The 20234-nt window shown below is 71.5% G+C and carries 17 protein-coding genes; 6 read left to right on the forward strand and 11 right to left on the reverse strand.

Features of this window, described 5'->3' with window-relative positions:
- The first annotated feature begins 21 nt into the window (after positions 1–21).
- On the forward strand, positions 22–1431 hold the full coding sequence (locus NZH93_RS47560; RefSeq protein ID WP_259629981.1) for an FAD-dependent oxidoreductase: 1410 nt from the start codon (positions 22–24) through the stop codon (positions 1429–1431).
- On the opposite strand, the gene NZH93_RS47565 is transcribed toward NZH93_RS47560, so the two are convergent.
- Positions 1419–2081, reverse strand: a complete 663-nt coding sequence (locus NZH93_RS47565) for a DUF4386 domain-containing protein (protein WP_259629982.1) — start codon at positions 2079–2081, stop codon at positions 1419–1421. The two genes, NZH93_RS47560 and NZH93_RS47565, sit on opposite strands and share 13 nt — an antisense overlap.
- A 1-nt stretch (position 2082) precedes the next feature.
- Positions 2083–2502 carry a hypothetical protein gene (locus tag NZH93_RS47570; protein WP_259629983.1) on the reverse strand — a complete coding sequence of 140 codons (420 nt, stop codon included), beginning with the start codon at positions 2500–2502 and terminating at the stop codon, positions 2083–2085.
- Between the two features lie 170 nt (positions 2503–2672).
- Between NZH93_RS47570 and NZH93_RS47575 the strand changes: the two genes are divergently transcribed.
- Both NZH93_RS47575 and NZH93_RS47580 read left to right on the forward strand, forming a co-directional pair.
- Positions 2673–3245: a hypothetical protein gene (locus NZH93_RS47575; protein WP_259629984.1), complete on the forward strand. Its 573-nt coding sequence runs from the start codon at positions 2673–2675 to the stop codon at positions 3243–3245.
- Positions 3246–3317: 72 nt separating this feature from the next.
- On the forward strand, positions 3318–6347 hold the full coding sequence (locus NZH93_RS47580; protein WP_259629985.1) for an NACHT domain-containing protein: 3030 nt from the start codon (positions 3318–3320) through the stop codon (positions 6345–6347).
- Positions 6348–6400: 53 nt separating this feature from the next.
- Here the strand turns inward: NZH93_RS47580 and prcA are convergent, their stop codons facing one another.
- The 4 genes from prcA to dop form a co-directional block, all read right to left on the reverse strand.
- Entirely contained in the window at positions 6401–7213 is an 813-nt protein-coding gene (gene prcA, locus NZH93_RS47585; RefSeq protein ID WP_259629986.1) for a proteasome subunit alpha, read from the reverse strand.
- 40 nt (positions 7214–7253) lie between these two features.
- Positions 7254–8093: a proteasome subunit beta gene (gene prcB, locus NZH93_RS47590; RefSeq protein ID WP_259629987.1), complete on the reverse strand. Its 840-nt coding sequence runs from the start codon at positions 8091–8093 to the stop codon at positions 7254–7256.
- A gap of 51 nt (positions 8094–8144) precedes the next feature.
- Entirely contained in the window at positions 8145–8339 is a 195-nt protein-coding gene (locus NZH93_RS47595; RefSeq protein WP_043725488.1) for a ubiquitin-like protein Pup, read from the reverse strand.
- Between the two features lie 92 nt (positions 8340–8431).
- A complete protein-coding gene (gene dop / locus NZH93_RS47600; RefSeq protein ID WP_259629988.1) occupies positions 8432–9937 on the reverse strand; it encodes a depupylase/deamidase Dop in 1506 nt (501 codons plus the stop codon).
- Positions 9938–10023: 86 nt separating this feature from the next.
- Here dop and NZH93_RS47605 point away from each other — a divergent pair, with 86 nt between their 5' ends.
- On the forward strand, positions 10024–11184 hold the full coding sequence (locus NZH93_RS47605) for an FAD-dependent monooxygenase (RefSeq protein WP_259629989.1): 1161 nt from the start codon (positions 10024–10026) through the stop codon (positions 11182–11184).
- 3 nt (positions 11185–11187) lie between these two features.
- On the opposite strand, the gene NZH93_RS47610 is transcribed toward NZH93_RS47605, so the two are convergent.
- Both NZH93_RS47610 and NZH93_RS47615 read right to left on the reverse strand, forming a co-directional pair.
- On the reverse strand, positions 11188–14286 hold the full coding sequence (locus NZH93_RS47610; RefSeq protein WP_259629990.1) for a S8 family serine peptidase: 3099 nt from the start codon (positions 14284–14286) through the stop codon (positions 11188–11190).
- Positions 14287–14341: 55 nt separating this feature from the next.
- A complete protein-coding gene (locus NZH93_RS47615; protein WP_259629991.1) occupies positions 14342–16843 on the reverse strand; it encodes an FtsX-like permease family protein in 2502 nt (833 codons plus the stop codon).
- Positions 16844–16948: 105 nt separating this feature from the next.
- Here NZH93_RS47615 and NZH93_RS47620 point away from each other — a divergent pair, with 105 nt between their 5' ends.
- Both NZH93_RS47620 and NZH93_RS47625 read left to right on the forward strand, forming a co-directional pair.
- Complete coding sequence (locus tag NZH93_RS47620) at positions 16949–17464, forward strand: NUDIX hydrolase (RefSeq protein WP_259629992.1); 516 nt, start codon at positions 16949–16951, stop codon at positions 17462–17464.
- A gap of 2 nt (positions 17465–17466) precedes the next feature.
- Positions 17467–17778, forward strand: coding sequence for a DUF6191 domain-containing protein (locus tag NZH93_RS47625; protein ID WP_259629993.1), 312 nt, complete (start codon positions 17467–17469; stop codon positions 17776–17778).
- On the opposite strand, the gene NZH93_RS47630 is transcribed toward NZH93_RS47625, so the two are convergent.
- The 3 genes from NZH93_RS47630 to NZH93_RS47640 form a co-directional block, all read right to left on the reverse strand.
- Entirely contained in the window at positions 17732–18406 is a 675-nt protein-coding gene (locus NZH93_RS47630; RefSeq protein WP_259629994.1) for a hypothetical protein, read from the reverse strand. The genes NZH93_RS47625 and NZH93_RS47630 overlap by 47 nt on opposite strands.
- Positions 18407–18477: 71 nt before the next feature.
- Positions 18478–19245 (reverse strand): DUF2705 family protein, encoded by a 768-nt coding sequence (locus NZH93_RS47635; RefSeq protein ID WP_259629995.1) that lies wholly within the window; start codon positions 19243–19245, stop codon positions 18478–18480.
- A complete protein-coding gene (locus NZH93_RS47640) occupies positions 19242–20150 on the reverse strand; it encodes an ATP-binding cassette domain-containing protein (protein ID WP_259629996.1) in 909 nt (302 codons plus the stop codon). Before NZH93_RS47640 ends, NZH93_RS47635 begins: the two co-directional genes overlap by 4 nt.
- Positions 20151–20234 lie beyond the last annotated feature (84 nt).

The following is a 20234-nucleotide window of genomic DNA, read 5'->3' on the forward strand; positions in this document are numbered from 1 at the left end:
CTTATGCACTGAGGAGAGTTCATGGACGTCATCGTGATCGGCGCCGGTCCGACCGGCCTGGTGCTCGCGCACGAGCTGGCACTCGGCGGCGCGCGCACCGTCGTCGTCGAGCGGCTGGCGGAACGGATCAGGCAGGTCAAGGGCGGCACCATCCAGCCGCGCACGGCCGAGCTGCTCGACGCGCGCGGCCTGCTCGACGCGATCGAGGCCCGCGCGCTGGAACGCCCGTCCGTCGGCGGCCACTTCGCGGCCCTGCCGGTGCCGCTGGACTGCTCGGGGTGGAACACCCGGCACCCGTACCCGATCGCCGTCCCGCAGTGGGCGATCGAGGACGCGCTGGCCGAAGCGGTGGTCGCGCGCGGCGTCGAGGTCGCGCGCGACCACCCGGTCACCGCCGTCGAGCAGGACGACACGGGCGTGACCGTCACCGCGGGCGGCACCGAGTTCCGCGCCGCCTACGCCGTGGCCTGCGACGGCGCGCACAGCACCGTGCGCCACCTGCTCGACGTCCCGTTCCCCGGCAGGCCGGGCAGCTACCGGGCCGTGCTCACGGACGTCCGGCTGACCGCCGTGTCCGACCAGGTGCCCACCACCGCCGGGCACATGAGCACGCTGACCAAGCACGCAGGCGGGTTCTTCGGGATGCTCGTGCCGGTCGGCGGCGACGAGTACCGGTTCACCTACGGCGCCACCGGGTCCGAGCCCGCCTCGGACACCCCGGAGGGCGTGCAGCGCGCGCTGACCGCCGTCTACGGCGAGGGCACGGTGCTGGGCGAGGTGCTCACGTCGTCGTGGTTCGGCGACGCCACCCGGCAGGTGGAGCACTACCGGCACGGCCGGGTCCTGTTCGCGGGCGACGCGGCGCACATCCACCCGCCGTGGGGCGCGCAGGGCCTGAACCTCGGGGTGCAGGACGCCGTGAACCTGGGCTGGAGGCTCGCCGCGACCATCGCGGGGTGGGCGCCGGGCGACCTGCTCGACGGCTACGAGACCGAGCGGCACCCGAAGGCCGCCCACGTCCTGCGCCACACGTCCGCCCAGCGCCTGCTGGCCAACCCGAACACCGACGAGGACGTGGCGGCGTTGCGCGAGGTCCTCACCGACCTCCTGCGCGTGCCCGAGGCCAACCACCACCTGGCCGGGATGATGTCCGGGCTGGACGTCGACGGCCGCGTCCCCGACCTCGACCTGGTCACCGCCGACGGCCCGACCCGCCTGGCCGAACTCCTGCGCACCGGCCGCGGCCTGCTGCTCGACCCGACCGGCGCGCTCGACCTCCCCGACGGCTGGGCCGACCGCGTGGACCTGGTGCGGGTGAAGTGCGCGGAGGACATCGGCCCGCTGCTGCTCCGCCCCGACGCCGTCGTGTGCTGGTCGGGCGACGGCTCCCTCACCGACGCGCTCGCGGGCACGTTCGGTCAGGCGAGCTGAGGCTCCGGCTGCCGCACGCTCCGCACCAGCAGCCAGAGCAGCAGCGACACCTCGGCGACCGAGGCCAGGCCGAGCAGGACCGGCGACAGCGCGGACCGCACGTCCGGCGACAGCAGGCCGACGACCAGGTCGCCGAGGTATCCGGCCGACCCCGCCATCACCAGCACGCCGAGCGCCCTCGGGAACCACCCCGACCGGAACACCAGGTACCCCAGGGGGAACAGCCAGAGCCCGAAGAACACCTGCGCCACGAGGTACCCGTCCGCGTGCGCCACCAGGTACTGCAACACCAGCGCGTCGGAGGTGCTCGCGGCCCGCAGCGCGCCGACGTGGTTGACCATGTTCACGCCCATGATCGCCACCGCCACCGCGTTGAACACCACCATCGCCAGCGCGACCGACCGGTCCACCTCGCCCAGCACGGCGTGCAGGAGCATCGCCACCAGCAGGAAGCACACGATGTTCAGCACGTCGGTCGCGAACGCGACCCGGAACAGCGTCGCCGACGCCCGGACGTTGGCGGCGGTCGCGGCGGCGTCACCGGGCACCAGCGCGCCGGCCCGCACGTACAGCTCGCTGAAGCCCCCGCAGACCGCGAGGACGAGGTAGAGCAGCCCCGCGACCCGCGCGAGACCCACCTTGGACGCCATGTCAGAACCCCCTTCGATAGCCGACGATCTTCACGACCGCCGAGGCGAACGCGGACAGCACGAACGCCAGGTAGATCGCGTTCGCGATCCAGAAGTGCTCGACCCCGGCCATCGCCAGGCCGAGCGGTACCAGTGCCACGAGGCTCATCACGTGGAACCCGACGTACTCCCCGCGCCGGTCGAGTCCCACGTCGCGCTCGTCCTTCGGCAGGACGTCCTTCGGCGAGGCGGCGCCCGCCGCGATCGTCGCCACCATGTTCAGGAGCATCGCGGCGCCGGTGGCGATCAGCAGCGGCCACACGTACGCGACGTCCGCGACCGCCGCGTCCCGCAACCGGCCGAGCACGACGGCGAAGTACACGACGGGCACGCCGAGCGCGATGACCGCGTAGATCCACGCCCGCTTCTCCTCGAATGACATGCCACTCCCCCTGTAAAGCAAACTTGACACCATGAAGGTAAAGCAGCGTTGACAGGGTGTCAATGATTCTTGACTACGACGAACACGATCGCATCACTTTCGGGTTCGCCTGCCGGGTGAGGGGATCCGCGAGGGCGATGCTCCCGTCCATCACGGACATGAGGAGAACGATGAGACGCACCGCGGGCCTGCTGCTCACCACCGCCGCCCTCTGCCTGACGGCCACCGCGTGCGCCGCGACCGGCACCCCGACCGCGGCGACCGGCGCGCGAGCGGCGGGCACGACGACGTCCGCGGGCACCACCGGCACCCCGGACGGCGACTGCCCGCTGAACGCCTCCGACCTGTCCACCGCCACCGGCCTGGTCTTCGAACTGGCCGACATCCGCAAGGACCACGCGCTGGAGACCCAACCGGACGTGAAGGCCCTGGTCTGCGTCTACACGTCGTCGGCCAAACCACAAGACGCGGGCGACCCGCTCGTCCTGCGGGTCGACACCGTCAACGGCGCGAACGCCGCCGCGACACGGGCCAGGTTCGAGAGCAGTTGCACGGACAACAACGGCACGCTCGGCGACTCCACCGTCACCAACGCGAAGACCTGCACCCGAGGGGGCACCACGATCGAGGGCGACATCACCGCGGGTGACCGCACGGTGGACGTCTACTTCGTCAACGCCACCACGGACACGGCAGCGGAACTCACGCGCGCGTTCGACAAGGTGCTGGCTTCGGTGGCGTGACATTTTTGCGGTGGTGATCGGCGTCCGGTCGGTTATACCTCCAGCCAAACGGAGGAGGCGACCATCGTCGGTTTGGAGAAGCCAGCCCTCACGCTCGGCACCACCATCGCGACCCAGGCGGCGAAGTCGTGGATGCGACGCCGGAAAGCGCGCTTCGAACGCGGCGCATCCCTGGCGGAACTGGCCCAGGCCGAACTGAAGGGCCCGCTCCAGCAGCGCAAGCTGGAGAACCTGGTCGACCGCATCGGCCAACAGGTGGCCGAGCAACTCGTGCCCGTGCTGGAGCAGCGCTTCGGCGACCTGCCCGACAACGAGGCCCAAGCCGCCATCCTCGGCGTGGTCGACGTGCTGGAGGACGTCGACCTGTCGGACAAGGCCCTGCTGGCGGCCGACGCGGACCCGGAGGTACTGGCCAAACGCGTGCGCGGGCAGTTCCCCCAGCGCGCGGCACTGCTCACGCCGAAGGCCGAGCAACTGCACGAACTCGCCTTGGACCAGGCCTGTCGTCACCTGGTCCAGGTCGTCCGGTACCTGCCGTCGTTCCAGTCCGCCGCGCTGGCCGAGGTGCTCGCCAGGCTGACCGGCCAGTCCGAACAGCTCGACGCGCTGCTGTCCCGCGTCCCGGTCACCGGCCTCTACGCGCCACGGGGCGTCGACCGCGATGAAGCCTTCCGGACGGAGTACCTGGCCAAGCTCGCCGCGATCCTCAACCGCCTCGAACTGCTCGGCTTGCCCGGCGACGAGCAGCCGACCCTGGCGCTGACCGTGGCCTACCTCAGCCTGAACGTGTCGGGCAAGAACAAGCGCAGAGGGCGGCTCCAGCCGGAGAACTGGATCGACATGCAGGCGCGGATCGGCACCCGCGCGGCCGAGGGGCTGCCGGTCGAAGCCGCGATCGGCGGCGAATCACGGGTCCTGCTGCGCGGTGACGCGGGCTCGGGCAAGACCACGCTGCTCAACTGGCTGGCCGTCCAAGCGGCAACGGGCAGGTTGAGCGGCGACCTGTCCGGCTGGAACGACTGCGTGCCGTTCATCGTCCGGCTGCGCACCTTCGCCGAAGGCGACCTCCCGGCGCCGGAGCGGTTCGTCTCCCAGGGCACGCCGATGATCGCCGAGATCACGCCGGACGGCTGGGCCCACCGGCAACTCAGGACAGGGAAGGCCCTGCTGCTGGTGGACGGCGTGGACGAGGTCCCGTCATCCCGGCGACGTGCCGTGAAGACGTGGCTGCGCGAACTGCTGTCCACCTTCCCCGACACCAAGGTGGTGGTCACCGCCCGCACCGCCGCCGCCGACAGCCGGTGGCTCGCGGAGGAGGAGTTCCGCGCCGTCACGCTCGAACCGATGAACCCCGCCAACATCCTGGAGTTCGTCGAACGATGGCACCACGCCGCCGAACTGTCCGGTGCCAAGGTCGGCAACGCGGAACACCGGATGAGAGGCCAACTGGAGCGCCCGCACCTGCGCCAACTCGCCGCGAGCCCACTGCTCTGCGCGATGCTGTGCGCGTTGAACCTCGCCCACCGCTCCGAACTCCCACGCAACCGGATGGACCTCTACGCCAAGGCGCTGGCCATGCTGCTGCACTTGCGCGACCTCGAACGTCACATCGCGTTCCTGCTGGGCGACACCGAGAAGCGCGTCCTGCTCCGCGATCTGGCGTGGCGGCTGACGTTGGCCAACAAGGTCGAATTCCCCACCGCCGACGCGCTCGATCACATCACCCGAAAGCTGTCGGGAATGCCGAACGCCGACGGCGACCCGGAGCAGATCTTCAACCACCTGCTCGAACGCAGCGGCGTTCTCCGCGAGCCCGTTCCGGGCCGAGTCGATTTCGTGCACCGGACGTTCCTGGAGTACCTGGCGGCGGATGAGGCGATCCAGCAGCACCACGTCGACACCCTCATCGCCCACGCCCACCACGACACCTGGTGGGAAACGATCGTGATGGCCTGCGGCCACGCCACGACCACCCAGGCCAGCCAATTGCTGACCGGCATCCTCGACCACGTGGAGAAGTTCCCGACCAAGGCCCGCCACCTGCGCCTGCTCGCGGCGGCCTGCCTCGAAACGGTGCGCGACATCGCGCCGGAAGTCAGCACCCGCGTCGACACGATGGTTCAGGAGAACCTGATCCCACCGAGGTCCCTCAACGAGACCGGCTCGTTGATGTCGGTGGGTCATCGCGTTCTCCGCTACCTGCCGGACAGCCTCGAAGGCTTGTCCAAGGCGAAAGCGGTGGCCACGGTCCGCACCGCGGCGTTGGCGGGCACCTCGGACTCGCTTCCCCTGCTGGCTTCCTACGCCCAGGACCCGCGCTCGGACGTCCACCGGGAACTGCAATCGGCTTGGCGCTACTTCGATCCCGCGCGCTTCGCGGAAGTCGTGCTCGCGAACTCACCACTGGACAACGGCAGTCTGGAAGTAACGTCCCTCACGCACCTGCCATACGTGCACCATCTCCCGGCGGTGACGTCATTGCGGGTGAGGCTGGATTGGCGCAGACCCGTCGACAGCCTTGACATCATCGCCGGGCTACCCGGCCTGGAAGTGCTGGATATGCGACTGGACGAGACGACGACGCAGGACCTTGGGCCACTGACTGAACACCAGCGGATCAATAGCTTGAACCTCAGCGGACTCCGAACTACGGCCAACTTATCGACACTAAATGACCTCCCCGCACTAAATTATCTCTCATTGGAGAGATATCGAACCGAAGCACTATGCACCTTGTCGCAGTTGACCCAGGTGACAACCCTAGTCCTCCTCGACCCAGTGGATAACTACGAGATCATACAAGTACCCAGCAGATTTCCGGCAATTTCCGGGCTAGGCTTGGCCGGATTTCACCAACTGAACCTGGCACCAATGGCGAGCATCAAACTACTGAAAGTTCTAGTATTGCAGGATTCAAACTTCGACAAAATCGATCACTTGGCAATGGTGACCACAATCAGAGTACTCGACATAACATCCGACGTACACTTCGACTACAATCTTGCCCCATTGTCGACGTTAAATCTAGAGCGCATAAAATTGGACTCCAACCAGTCTTATGTAGGCCTCGAGAAACTGACGGCAGAAATTTTCTTCACCTAACCAAACGGGGCACCTCCGAAGTTCCGGAGATGCCCCGCTCGACTCGAAAAACCCTACGCCTTGTCGTCGTTCGGCGGCAGGTTGATGTCCTTCGTGGGCTTCGCCGGGCCGCCCTTGCCGGACGTCGGCGCTTCCGAGGCGGGCTCGTCGTCGGCCGGCGGGTCGCCCGGCAGCATCGCGTCGAGTGCCGCGCCGACGATGCGGCGGAACGCGCGGCGGGGCCTGTCGCGTTCGAGGACCGCGACCTCCAGCTTGGCGCGGTCCAGCAGGTCGGGCTTGCCGTTGCCGGTCGACGTGGAGCCCGCGCTGAGGCCGCGGACGGCCACGCCCACGGCGTCGGCCAGGGCCAAGCCGTCGGTGAACAGGTCCTTCAGCGCGGTGGTCGTGGCTTCGGCCTGGCCGCCCATCACGACGTACTGCGGCTCGTCGACGATCGAGCCGTCGTAGGTGAGCCGGTACATCGTGTCCTGCTCGGGCAGGTTGCCGACCTCGGCCACGCAGATCTCGACCTCGAGGGGCTTGATCTGCTCGGTGAAGATCGACCCCAGCGTCTGGGCGTACACGTTGGCCAGTGAACGGCCGGTCACGTCGCGCGGGTCGTTCTGGTACCCGCGGATGTCGGCGAACCGGATGCCTGCCTGGCGGAGGTTCTCGAACTCGCTGTACCGGCCGACGGCGGCGAAGCCGATGCGGTCGTAGATCTCGGAGACCTTGTGCAGCGTGCTCGACGGGTTCTCGGCGACGAACAGGATCCCGTCGGCGTACCTGAGCACGACGACGCTGCGGCCCCGGGCAATACCCTTCCTGGCGTACTCCGAGCGGTCGCGCAGGATCTGCTCGGGGGAGGCGTACAACGGCATCGTCACTGGCGCGGCTCCTGACCTCGGCGGATGGTGGTGGGCACGGCTAGACCCGGCGGCCTTCGACGACGGCTTCGGCGACCGCGGCCGTCTGCTCCTCGGACAGGGTCACGGCGCCCTCGGCCGCGGTGATCGTGACGATCACCGGGTAGATGCGCCGCACGGTGTCCGGTCCGCCGGTGGCCGTGTCGTCGTCGGCCGCGTCGTAGAGCGACTCGACGGCGGCACGGGCGGCGCCGTCGGCGTCCGCGTCGGGGTCGTAGAGCTTCTTCAGCGCCGACTTGGCGAACAGCGAGCCGGAGCCCACGGCCTGGTAGCCCTGGTTCTCCTCGTAACGGCCGCCGGTGACGTCGTAGGACACGATCCGGCCCGCGCGGTCGGGGTCGGGGGCCTCGGTGTCGAAGCCCGCGAACAGCGGCACCACGGCGAGACCCGCCATGGCGGCGTCGAGGTTGCCCCTGATCATCGCGGCCAGGCGGTTGGCCTTGCCGTCGATCGAGAGCGAGACGCCCTCGATCTTCTCGTAGTGGCGGAGCTCGACCGCGAAGAGGCGCACGATCTCGATCGCGATGCCCGCGGTGCCCGCGATGCCGACGGCGGAGTAGTCGTCGGTGACGAACACCTTCTTCATGTCGCGCTGGGCGATCACGTTGCCCATGGTCGCCCGCCGGTCGCCCGCGATCAGCACACCGCCCTTGAAGGTGACGGCGACGATCGTCGTCCCGTGCGGGGCCTGGACGTGGCTGCCCTCGGGCAGCTTCCGCCCCGACGGCAGCAACTCGGGCGCTTGGGCGCGCAGGAAGTCGGTGAACGACGATGACCCCGGCGTCATGTACGCCGGGGGCAACGACGCGGACGGGTACCGCCCGGACGAGCTGTTTTCCATGTGTGGCTTCGTCTCCTGTCCCCGAGTCGGCTGGTTGGCGGCAGTGACCGCCTACTCGCCGCCCTTTTGCACGTAGGCCCGCACGAAGTCTTCGGCGTTCTCTTCCAGAACGTCGTCGATCTCGTCCAGGATCGCGTCGACGTCCTCGCCGAGCTTCTCGCGTCGTTCCTGACCGGCGGCGGCCGCGCCGTCGCCGCCGTCGTCTCCGTCACCGCCGCCTTGGCGCTGAACCTGTTCCTGTGCCATCTCAGCCTCCCGCGTCGACCCCTGGTGAAGGGGTCATCACCAACATTACCCAGCAGGACCGACAATTAGTGCCTGCCACACGGGTTCGATGATCAGCCCCTGGTCAGGGCGTCCACCAGTTGTTCGGCCGTCTCCGCGGCCTCCAGGAGGGCTCCGACGTGGGCTTTCGTGCCCCGCAGGGGTTCGAGGGTGGGAATCCGGACGAGTGATTCACGACCGAGGTCGAAGATCACCGAGTCCCACGACGCGGCGGCCACGGACTGCGGGTAGCGCTCCAGGCACCGGCCGCGGAAGTACGCGCGGGTGTCCTCCGGCGGCGACTTGATGGCCGCGAGCACCTCGTCCTCGCTGACCAGGCGCTTCATCGAGCCGCGCGCGACCAGCCGGTTGTAGAGGCCCTTGTCCAGCCGCACGTCGGAGTACTGGAGGTCGACGAGCTTGAGCCGGGGCGCGCCCCAGGCCAGGTTGTCGCGGGACCGGTAGCCCTCCAGGAGCCGCAGCTTCGCCACCCAGTCGAGGCGGTCCGCGCACTCCTGCGGGTCGCGGGACAGCGCGTCCAGCACCTCGCCCCAGATCCGCAGCACGTCGCGGTCGGCGGCGTGGTCGCCCGCCGTGTCCTCCTCGACGAACTTCACCGCGCGCTCGTGGTAGGCGTACTGGATCTCCAGGCCGGTCAGCTTGCGGCCGCCGGTCAGCTCGACCTTCACCTTGAGGGTCGGGTCGTGGCTGATCTGGTGCACCGCGCGGACCGGGTCGAGCAGCCGCAGGTCGTCGAACCGGCGACCGGCCTCGATCATGTCCAGCACGACGGAGGTGGTGCCGACCTTGAGGAACGTCGAGTACTCGGCCAGGTTCGCGTCGCCGATGATGACGTGCAGCCTGCGGTACTTGTCCGCGTCGGCGTGCGGCTCGTCGCGGGTGTTGATGATGCCGCGCTTGAGCGTCGTCTCCAGCCCGACCTCGACCTCGATGTAGTCCGACCGCTGCGAGAGCTGGAAGCCCTCGTCGTCGCCGGTCGGCCCGATGCCGACCCGGCCGGAACCGGTGATGACCTGCCGGGACGCGAAGAACGGGGTGAGGCCCGCGATCACCGCGGTGAACGGCGTGCTGCGGGCCATCAGGTAGTTCTCGTGGGTGCCGTAGCTGGCGCCCTTGCCGTCGACGTTGTTCTTGTAGAGCTGGAGCCGGGGCTGGCCGGGGACGCTGGCGGCCTTGATCGCCGCCTGCTCCATGATCCGCTCGCCCGCCTTGTCCCAGATCACCGCGTCGCGCGCGTTCGTGACCTCGGGCGCGGAGTACTCGGGGTGCGCGTGGTCGACGTAGAGCCGCGCGCCGTTGGTGAGGATGACGTTGGCCGCGCCGAGGTCCTCGACGTCGGTGTCGATCGGGTGGTTGCCCGGTACGCCGAGGTCGAACCCGCGCGCGTCGCGCAGCGGCGACTCCACCTCGTAGTCCCACCTGGCCCGCCGGGCGCGCGGGATGTCGGCGGCCGCCGCGTAGGCCAGCACCACTTGTGTCGAGGTCAGCACCGGGTTCGCCGTCGCATCCCCCGGCACCGAGATGCCGTACTCGACTTCGGTTCCCATGATCCGCCTCATACCAGCAGCCTACGGCGTCCGCCCCTGCTCGGGGCTATATGGCGTTGCCAATACTCTGCGTTTCGCCACGGACGAAAGGACCCGCGTTGAGCCCTGTCGAGGTGCCGCTGCTCGTCGTCGGAGGCGGGATCGGCGGGCTCGCCACCGCGCTGTCCGCCGCCCGCCGCGGCCTGCCCGCGCACGTGCTGGAGCGGTCCGCCGAGTTCGGCGAGATCGGCGCGGGCCTCCAGCTAGGCCCGAACGCGAGCCGCGCGCTGGACGAGCTGGGTGTGCTCGACGACGTCCTCCCGCTGGCAGTGCGGCCGGGTGCGGGGGTGCTGCGGGACGCGGTGAGCGGCCGTGAGCTGACCCGGCTCGACCTGGGCGCCGCCTTCCGCGCGAGGTACGGCTACCCGTACCTCGTCATGCACCGCGGCGACCTGCTCGACGTGCTGCTCGAGCACTGCGAGGCGCACCACCTGATCACCCTCGAAGCCGGTCGCGCGGTCGTGTCGTCCGAGGTCCGGGCCGACGGCGCCGACGTCACGTGCGCCGACGGGACGACGTACCGGGCCGGGACGCTGCTCGCCGCGGACGGGCTCGGGTCCGGGTTGCGACGGCACCTGAGCGACGACGACCCGGTGTGCAGCGGGTACGCGGCCTACCGGGGCACGGCGCCGCGCGACGAGGACGCGTCCGACGACGTGGTGCTCTGGATCGGCCCCGGCCTGCACCTCGTGCGCTACCCGGTCCGGGCGGGTGCGCTGGTCAACCAGGTCGCGGTGTTCCGCAGCCCCCGCTTCCACGCGGGTGAGGCCGAGTGGGGCGGGGTGGACGAGCTGGACGAGGCGTTCGCCGGAACGTGCGGGCCCGTGCGGGACGCCGTGGCGCGGGTCGGGCGCGACCGGCACTGGGCGATGCACGACCGGGAGCCGCTCGACACCTGGGTGACCGGGCGGCTCGCGCTGCTCGGCGACGCGGCCCACCCGATGCTCCAGTACCTCGGCCAGGGCGCCTGCCAGGCGTTGGAGGACGCGGTCGCGCTGGGCCGGGTGCTGCCCGGCGGCGACCTGGAGGCCTTCCAGCGCGCCCGCCTGCCCAAGGCCGTGCGCTGCCAGACGTCCGCGCGGCCGTGGGGCGACCTCTGGCACACCGCCGACCCGCTGCTCACCGCCGTGCGCGACCGGATGTTCGCCCTGCGGGCCCACGACGACTACACCGAGCTGGACTGGCTGTACGCGGGGCCGGACGGTCCCGGCCCCGCGTAGGGCTCAGCTCAGCCGGTACGCGTCGAGGATCGTCTGCTCGACGGTGTTCCCCTCGCGATCGGTCGTCTTGGCCCGCAACGACACCGAGGTCGCGCCGTGCGGGTGGTGCAGCACGACCAGCGAGCGGCCCAGGAGCAGCGTCGGCCACCAGGTCTTCCCGCTGTCGTAGGACACCCGCACGGTCAACGCCTTCGCCGCGACCCCGGTCTGCGAGGTCACCTCCACCGGCACGGTCACCGTGCGGCCTGCCTTCGCGTCGGCCGGATCGGGGCTGAACCGGACCGCCGACAGCGGCAGCGCCGTGGTCCGGTCGGTGTGCCGCGACCGGAACGTCCACGTCGACGACACCGTCGAGCCCGCGTGGGTCCCGGACGTGGTGAGCCGGTAGTTCCCCGGCTCGGCGGGCAGGGTGAGGTCGGCGGCGGTCGTCCCGGTCACCTCGCCGATCTTCCTGCCGTCGCGGTGGAGCACGGTGGTCCGGGGGTTCACCGCCGAGAACCCCGCGTTGCCCTCCTGATCGCTGAACAGCGGCACGTCGACGCGCAGCGCGTCCCCGGTCCGGGCGACCCACGCGTCACGGGTCGGCGGGAACGCCGGGCCGAGCACGCCCCGGCCGGGGTGCTCGACGTACGTCTTGCCGGGCCGGTAGTCCTTGACCTGCCCACGCCGTTCGAACGTCGTGGTGAACCCGTCCTCCGCGATGTCCCGGCCGTCGATCCGCCACACCGTTCCCTCGGTGCTCAGGTACTCGTCGCGCGGACCGTCCACGGGCAGCGCGAGCCCGTGGTCCGCCACCGGTCCACCGGTCCTGGGGTACGGCTTCACCAGCCTCCTGCCCGACGTGACCTCGGCCCGCACGTGCGCCAGCTCGGACTTCGCCGGAGCGCGGGTGAAGCCGTTCGGCCACGAACCCGTGCCGTGCCACGCCAGCCCGTAGAAGGAGCCGTTCTCCCCGGCCCACTGGGTGCTGATCAAACTCCGGAACGTCGGGTCCGACGACCCGACGTTGGCCACCCGCATCCGCCTCAGGCTCGAATCGCCGCCGGACAGGGAGCCCTTGCCGACCACGGCGCCGGTGCCGAGCCGGTGGTCGTAGACGACCGCCGCCCCGCGCACGAACGCGGTCGGGTCGGGCGCGGAGATCGTGATCGGCTGGGCGGTCCGGAAGTCCAGGTCGACCACGGTGTCCTTCTCCAGCACCAGGGACGGCTGGACGAGCCAGTCGAACGTGGGCCCGCCCGCGGTGCTGTCGATCAGGTACCGGCCCTTCGGCAGCCGGACCGTGACGCTGCCGTCCGGCTCGTAGGGCTGGATCGCGTCGCCGGTCGCGTTGTCGGTCACGGTGGTGCTGTAGTTGCCCGACGGCGCTCCGGGCCGCTGGACGTGGTTCAGCGTCAGGTTGTAGCTCTCGGCCTCGCGGACGATCGCGATCGGCGTGCGCACGGTCGTTCCGCCGCCGGTCGCGACGACAGCGCCGTGGTACGTGCCGTCGGCCGTGTCCACGCCGGTGAACCCGGTGAGGGACGCGGTCGCCTCGCCGCCCGCGGGCACGGTGAGCCGGGCGGGCGCGAGGGTGAACATCCCGGCGGGCGCGGTGGCGTCCACGGCGAGGTCCAGCAGGACGTCCGCGGTGCCGGAGTTGCGGTAGGAGAAGGACTTCGTCACCGGCTGGTCGTCGTCGTGCGGGTAGACGTGCGTGCCCAGCGACACCGACGACGGCACCGTGCCGACCGCCTGGGTGATCACGCGGGCCACGTCGACCCGGCCCGCGCCCTGCTCGAACGGCGTGAGGCCCGCCGTCGGCTTCGCGGACGCGGTGAGCGCCGACTTGAGCTGGGGCCCGGTCCAGTCCGGGTGCTGCCCGGCCAGGACCGCCGCCGCGCCCGCGACGTGCGGCGTGGCCATGGACGTGCCCGACGCGGACACGTAACCGGGCTCCACCGGTGTACCGATCCGGCCGTTGGCGGCCTTGGCGGCGACGATCCCCACGCCCGGCGCGGTGATGTCGGGCTTGATCCCCCCGTCGCCGACCCGCGGTCCACGGCTGGAGAACGGGGCCAACGAGTCGTCGCGGTCCACCGCGCCGACGGTCAACGCGGCGTCCGCGCTGCCGGGCGAGCCGATCGTCGTGGCGCCAGGACCGGAGTTGCCCGCCGCCACGACGAACAGCGTCCCGTACTTGGCGGACAACGTGTTCACGGCCTCCTCGACCGGGTCCACGGTGTCCGAGTCGGTGGTGCCGAGGCTCATGTTGATCACCCGCGCGCCCTGCTCGGCGGCCCACTGCATGCCCCGCAGCACGTCGGACTCGGACCCGCCGCCCGCGTCGTTCAGCACCTTGCCGTCCAGCAGTCGAGCACCTGGCGCGACGCCCCGGTACTTGGCCCCGTTGCTCGCGATGGTCGAGGCGACGTGGGTGCCGTGGCCGTACCTGTCAACGTTGTCGGCGGCCGTGCTGAAGTTCTGCTCGGCGATCTCCTGCCCCACCAGGTCGGGGTGCGTCTGGTCGACGCCGGTGTCCAGCACCGCGACCTTCACGCCCTCGCCCGTGAACCCCGCGTCCCACGCCGCGGGCGCGCCGATCTGCTTCGTGCTGCGGTCCAGCGACGCCGTCACCTTCCCGTCCAGCCACACCTTCCGCGCACCGCCGTCGAGCAGGCCCCGCCACGCCGACCCGTCCGCGGCGGCCTCGACCGTGCTCGCGCCGATCGCCGTGAGGTCCGCGACGTGGAACGCCCCCGGCGGGTAGCTTACGATCAGCGGCACCGGCCGCCCGGCCGCGCCGTACCCCGCGTCCCGCAGCGCCGTGACGTCGAAGATCCGCTCGTCCAGCCGCCCCTCGCGGAGCGGTCCGAGCGCGTCCTCCGGCACCACGTACCGGTGCCCGGCGCGCTGGTAGGTGGAGAACACCAGCGCCTCCCGCCCCGGCCCCGGCTCCACCGCGCTCACCGCACCTCCCGCACCGACGACCACCCGGTCCCCGGTGAGCAGCGTGAGCCCCTTGTCCTCCAACGGATCCGCGCTCGCCACGGCGACCTGCACCGTGGCGAGCGCGATCACTCCGGCAACCGCCAGACCGCCAACCTTCGTCACTGGGTTCACGTGATCCAGAATGGTCTGGACAAGTGAGGCGCGGTGACGGTCATTCAGTCGAACATCACCCCGACGCGAGCCCGGCGGCCGGTCGGATCTTCGAGGCCCCACGAGCCGGGCCGAAGGCCGACAGCACCGCGAGCACCACCACCGCGAGCCCGCCCAGCGCCAGCGAACCCCAGTCCGCGCTGGGGAACGTGGACACCCCGGCCGCGGCCATCGTCAACTGCGCGTAGACCACCCCGACCACGCCACCGCCGAGCACGCCCACCAGGGACAGCAGCACCGCCTCGGCCACGATCCCGTGCTGGAGACCGCCCTTCGTGACGCCGAGCGCCCGCCGCAGCGCCAGTTCCTTGCGCCGTTCCTGCACGGAGATGGTGAGCGTGGTGCCGATGCCGGTGACCGCCACGGCCACGGACAGGCCGAGCAGCACCATCAGCATCACCGTGGCCAGGTCGAGGTAGCGCTGGTTCTGCGCGGCCTCGTCGACGGCGGTCTCGACCAGGACGGTGGGCGCGTTCGACAGCCCGGCCCGCACGGCGTTCCGGTAGGCCGCCGCGTCGGCGCCCGGCTTGAGCGCCACCACCACGCTGCTCGCCGGTCCGATGGACGGGTCGGCGACCACGACACCGGCGTAGCCGACGAAGTCGCCCGGAACGGTGCCCACGATGGTGACCGTGCGCGGCCCGCCCGCGAGGCCGTCGAGCGCCACCTGCTGCCCGACGGCGGTGTTCCACGAGGTCAGCACCCACTCGGACACCAGTGCGGTGCCCTCGCGGAAGTCCGCGATCCCCGTGGCGCCGGTCTTCTCGGCGTTCAGCCACTCGGTGAGCTGCTTCGGGTCGGCGCCGACGGCCGTGAAGGTCTCGCCGTCGGGCCGCTTGCCCTGGGCGCGGTGCAGGACGGCCCGGCCCTCCACCTCGGGACGGGCGGTCAGCGCGCCGACGTCACCGGGCAGCGGCCGTTCGCCGACGTCGGACACGACCACGTCCGGCCGGGGGTTGTCCGACAGCGCCGCCTCCAGCTCGCGGGCCGTGCCGACGGTGACCGCGAAGAACGTGACCATCGCGGCGGCCAGCACGAGCGGCATCGCGACCGACGCCGACCGCTGCGGCTCCCGGCGCACCTCGGCCGCCGCGAGCTTCCAGTGCGCTCCACCGACCTTCGCCGCGAGCCCGCCGAACACCCTGCTCAGCGCGGGCACGGCGATCGGTCCGAGCGCGCCGAACAGGCCGAGGACGCCGATGATCCCGGAGAACAGCACCAGGAACATCGCGGGGACCGTGCCCTTGGCCGCGACCGCGAGCGCTCCCATGCCCGCCGCCACGAGCACGAGGAAGACGCCGAACACGGTGCGGCGGCGGGCCACCGCCCGGTCCGGCGTGGCGCCCTCGGACGTGCGCAGCGCGGCCAGCGGCGACACGCGGGAAGCGGCCAGCGACGGCCGGAGGGCGGCGAACATGCTGAGGAACCCGGCCACGCACGCGCCGAGCACGACGTAGCCCGTCGTGGGCAGCAGGGACGGGTTCAGCGCGACCGTGCCGAACAGCTCGGAGATCCCCGTGGCGTCGAAGACCTTCGACAGCCCCATGGCGACCGGTCCACCGGCCAGCGCGCCGAGCACACCCGCCACCGCGCCGGTGAACAGCGCCTCGACCAGGTTCGCCACCACGAGCGGTTTGCGGTTCGCGCCGAGGCAGCGGAGCAGCGCTGTCTGGCGCTGGCGCTGGAGGTACACGGCGCGGAACGTGGCCGCGGCGACGAAGGACGCCGTGGCGAGCGCGAGGATCGCGAACAGGATCAGGATCGCGGCCAGCGACCCGCTGTCGCCGGTGGACCCCTCCCGGCGGTCCTCGTCGAGCACCTGGGACACCCGGTACGTCGGCCCGACCGCCGCGGCGACGGCCGCCTCGTCACCGCCGACGACCTGCAACTCCCGCACCGTCGGCTTCGGGTCCAGCTTGAGGGCCAGGTCCTCCCCGACCACGAGGGCCGCCTCGTCGGCCAGCCCGCCCCGCTTGGTGATGCCGCTGACCACCACGTCGAGCGGCTTGCCCTGCGCGTCGGCGACCTCGACGGTCGACCCCGGCACCAGGCCGTGCTTCGCGGCGGTGACCTTGTCGATCGCGATCTCCCCGTCGGCGGCGGGCGAGCGCCCCTCCCCGATCGGGACGCGCCGCAGGCCGTCGCGGTCCACCTCCACGTCACCGGTCGCCCGCCGGTTGCCCGCGCGGCCGTCGGTCAGCAGCAGGTCGACCTGGACCTGCCGGACCGGCACGACCCGCTCCACACCGGCCACGGCCGCGACCCGGTCCGCCGCGGCCTGGTCGAGCTTCGGCTGGGCGTCGAACGCCAGGTCGGGGTCGTGGACCACACCGACCTCCAGCGTCACCGCCGAGGGGACGACCGGGGCGCCCGCCTCCGCCGAGTCGACGATCACGTCGCTCAGCACCAGCGAGGCGGTCAGGCACGCCACCCCGACGATCAGGGCGACACCGGGCAGCAGCGCGCGGCCGGGGCGGTGGCGGAACTCGGCGAGGCCGAGTCCGATCGTTGTGGGCAAAGCTCCTCCTCGTGACGGTGTGCGTCACGACGGTAGGAATCGACCGCGTCGCCGGGCGTCGGCCCGTGGTAGCAATGGTGTGTACGACCACAGGAGGACAACCGGGTGACATCGGCACAGGAACTGGTCGCGGTCTTCGACGAGGACGGCCGCCCGCGGCCGGGCGTGCCGCGCGGACGGATGCGCGAGGGCGGCCTGTGGCACGCGTGCGCCACGATCCTGGTCCGCTCCCCGGACGGGCGGCGGGTGTACGTGCACCGCCGCACCGACACCAAGGACGTCTACCCCGGCCTCTACGACTGCTGGGCGGGCGGGGTGCTGGCCGACGGCGAGACCTCCGACGCGTGCGCGGAACGGGAACTGGCCGAGGAACTGGGCGTGCGGGGTGTGCCGCTGACCCGGTCGTTCGTGGCCAGGTTCGTCGACCCGCCCATCCGCTACACCGCCCACGTCTACGAGGTCCGCACCGACGGCCCGTTCACCCACCAGCCGGAGGAAGTGGCCGAGGGCTGGTGGATGGACCTGGACGACCTGCGCGGGAAGGTCGACGACCCGGACTGGCCACTGGTGCCCGACGGCCGGGCCCTGTTCCACCAGTGGCTGGCGAGGCAGGGGGCCTGACCGTGGGAACGCTGTTCGCGCTGTCCCTCCCCGGCCTGGTCTGCCTGCTGTTCCTGCTGGCCGTGGGCGAGCGCCTGGTCCGCCGGGTTCGCCGCCGCCGAGGTGGGGCGCCCGTGCTCAGCGGCGCGGCCTTCGACCAGGTGACGCTGCTCTTCTACGCCACCAAGCAGGCCGAGCTGGACCAGCGGCGGACGGAGTCGATGCTGCGCGACGAGGAGGACGGGGCCGCTCCCCCGCGCGGCCCGGTCGACCTGGACCGCGGTGTCGTCAGGCTTTCGCCAGCAGCCCCGCGGCGGCGCCCGCCAGCCGGGTGACGACGTCCTGCGCCCTGGCGACGCTGATGGTCTCCATCCGCAGCGTGATCACCAGGTCGTCCTTGGCCAGCACCGCGGTGCACGCGCCCCGACCGCCTGCCAGCTCCTCGCACCAGCCCACGGCGTCGTCCACTCCGGACAGTCGGCCCAGCTCGACCTCACCGCACGACAGGGCTTCGCGGACCTCCGTCGCGACGGTCTCGGCCTTGCCCTTCGGGTAGGCCGCGATCCGCTGCTCCAGCTTGCTGGCGCCGCTCTGGCTGCGGGTGGCGATCCGGTACCCGTCCGCCGCCCGGCCCGGAGCGCTGACCTGCTTGCCGCACACCGACTCCGCGGCCGAGGGCGCGGCGGCGGCCGACTCGCGCACGTCCAGCCCGTCCTCGGTCAGCGCGGCCTGCGGCAGCGCCAGCGCGGCGAACTCCGCGACGGGCCGGGCCGCGGCGCTCGGCGCGGCCGACGACGAGGTCGCGGGCGCGGCCTTGGCCGTCGGCGACGCGGACGTCGACGTGGTGGTGGGGATGGCCGGGTCGTCCTGGGCGAACCCCCGGCGCAGCGGACGCTGCTCCAGGGAGCACGAGGTCAGGACGAGGGTGGTCGCGACCACGACCGCGACGTGCGCGCGACGCAAGGCTGTCCTCCAGGCTCGGTGATCTCCGAGAACCTAGCGGTTTGCGCCGCGCGCGGAACGCGCGGGTCACCTCACGCGTCTCGCCGCACCAGCGCCACCGCGCCCGCGACGAGCGCCACGACCGGGTACGCGAGCAGCACCGCCAGCGCCCAGCCGGGCGTCAGCGGGGCCCTCTCGATCGACCCGGAGAACTGCGGCGTCAGGTACAGCAGCGTCACCGACACCAGCCGGTTGTTCCACGGGGCGGGCAGGAACACGGCCACCATCGGCACGACGAACATCAGGAAGCACAACGTCGTCAGCGCGCCCGCCGTGGACCGCAGCAGCATCCCGAAACCCAGTCCCACCAACGCCACCACGGCGATCGAGAGCCCGTTGGCCAGCACCGACGGCAGCGCGTCGCCGAAGGTGGCGAACTGCGCCAGCGGCGCGGGCCGGTCACCGATGATCACCACCCCGACGCCGTAGGACAGGAACGACACCACCCCGCCGAGCGCCAGGGCGCTCCCGCCGACCACGGCGATCTTGGCCACCAGCAGGGTCACCCGCCGCGGCACGGTGACGAGCACCGTCCTGATCATCCCGCCGGTGTACTCGGACGTGATCGCCAGCGCCCCGATCACCCCGGCGGCGAACTGCGTGAACGGCATGACGAACACGCTCGGGTCGGCCGAGGCGAACGCCGCTCGCAACTCCGGGGGAGACTGGTCGTAGTCCGCCGTCATCAGGTAGGAGACGACGCCGCCGAACGCCAGCGCCAGCACGGCCGTGAGCAGCAGGTAGTAGGTCGACCGCACGGTACGGACCTTCAACCACTCCGACGCCACCACGTCGATCATCGCGCGACCTCCTCGGTCCTGAACTCCACGCTGTCCTCGGTCAGTTCCAGGTACGCGTCCTCCAGGGACGCGCTGCGCGGCGTCAGCTCGTGCACCGCGATCCCGCTCCGGGCCGCCGCGTCGGCGATGTCCGCCGCCTCCAGCCCCTGCACCAGCAGCGCGTCCTCGTCCGGCACGACCACCGCCCCGCCGCGCTCCAGCGCCCGCCGCAGCCCGGCCGGGTCGGGCGTCCGCACCAGCACGTCCCGCCGGAAGCGCTCGGTCAGCTCCCGCATCGACGTCTCCAGGATCAGCCGCCCGCGCCCGATCACCACGACCCGGTCGGCGGTCACCGCCATCTCGCTCATCAGGTGGCTCGACACCAGCACGGTCCGGCCCTCGGCGGCCAACCCGCGCATCAGGTCCCGGATCCACCGGATCCCCTCCGGGTCCAGCCCGTTCACCGGTTCGTCGAACAGCAGCACCCCCGGATCCCCCAGCAGCGCGGCGGCGACTCCCAGCCGCTGCTTCATCCCCAGCGACATCGCCGCGACCCGCCGCCGGGCCGCCCCGGCCAGCCCGACCTGCTCCAGCACCTCGACGACCCGCTTGTCCCCGATCCCGTTGCTGCGGGCCAGGCACCGCAGGTGGTTCACCGCGGACCGCCCGCCGTGCACCGCGTTGGCGTCCAGCAGGGCCCCCACCTCGCACATCGGCCGCCGGATGTCGGCGTACCGGCCCCCGTTCACCAGCGCTTCCCCGGACGTGGGCGCGTCCAGCCCCAGCACCGCCCGCATGGTCGTCGACTTCCCGGCCCCGTTCGGCCCGAGGAACCCGGCCACGTAGCCGGGTTCGACCGTGAACGACAGCCCGTCAACAGCTCGCACAGCGCCGTAGCGCTTGCTCAACTCCCGCACCTCGATCATGGGGAGAACCCTGGCGAACGGGCGGGCGGACCGGATCGGACCACGGACCGGACCCGACATCGGACCACGGTCCGACGCCCCGGA

The sequence above is a fragment of the Umezawaea endophytica genome, from assembly GCF_025061645.1.
Taxonomy (GTDB): Bacteria; Actinomycetota; Actinomycetes; order Mycobacteriales; family Pseudonocardiaceae; genus Umezawaea; species Umezawaea endophytica.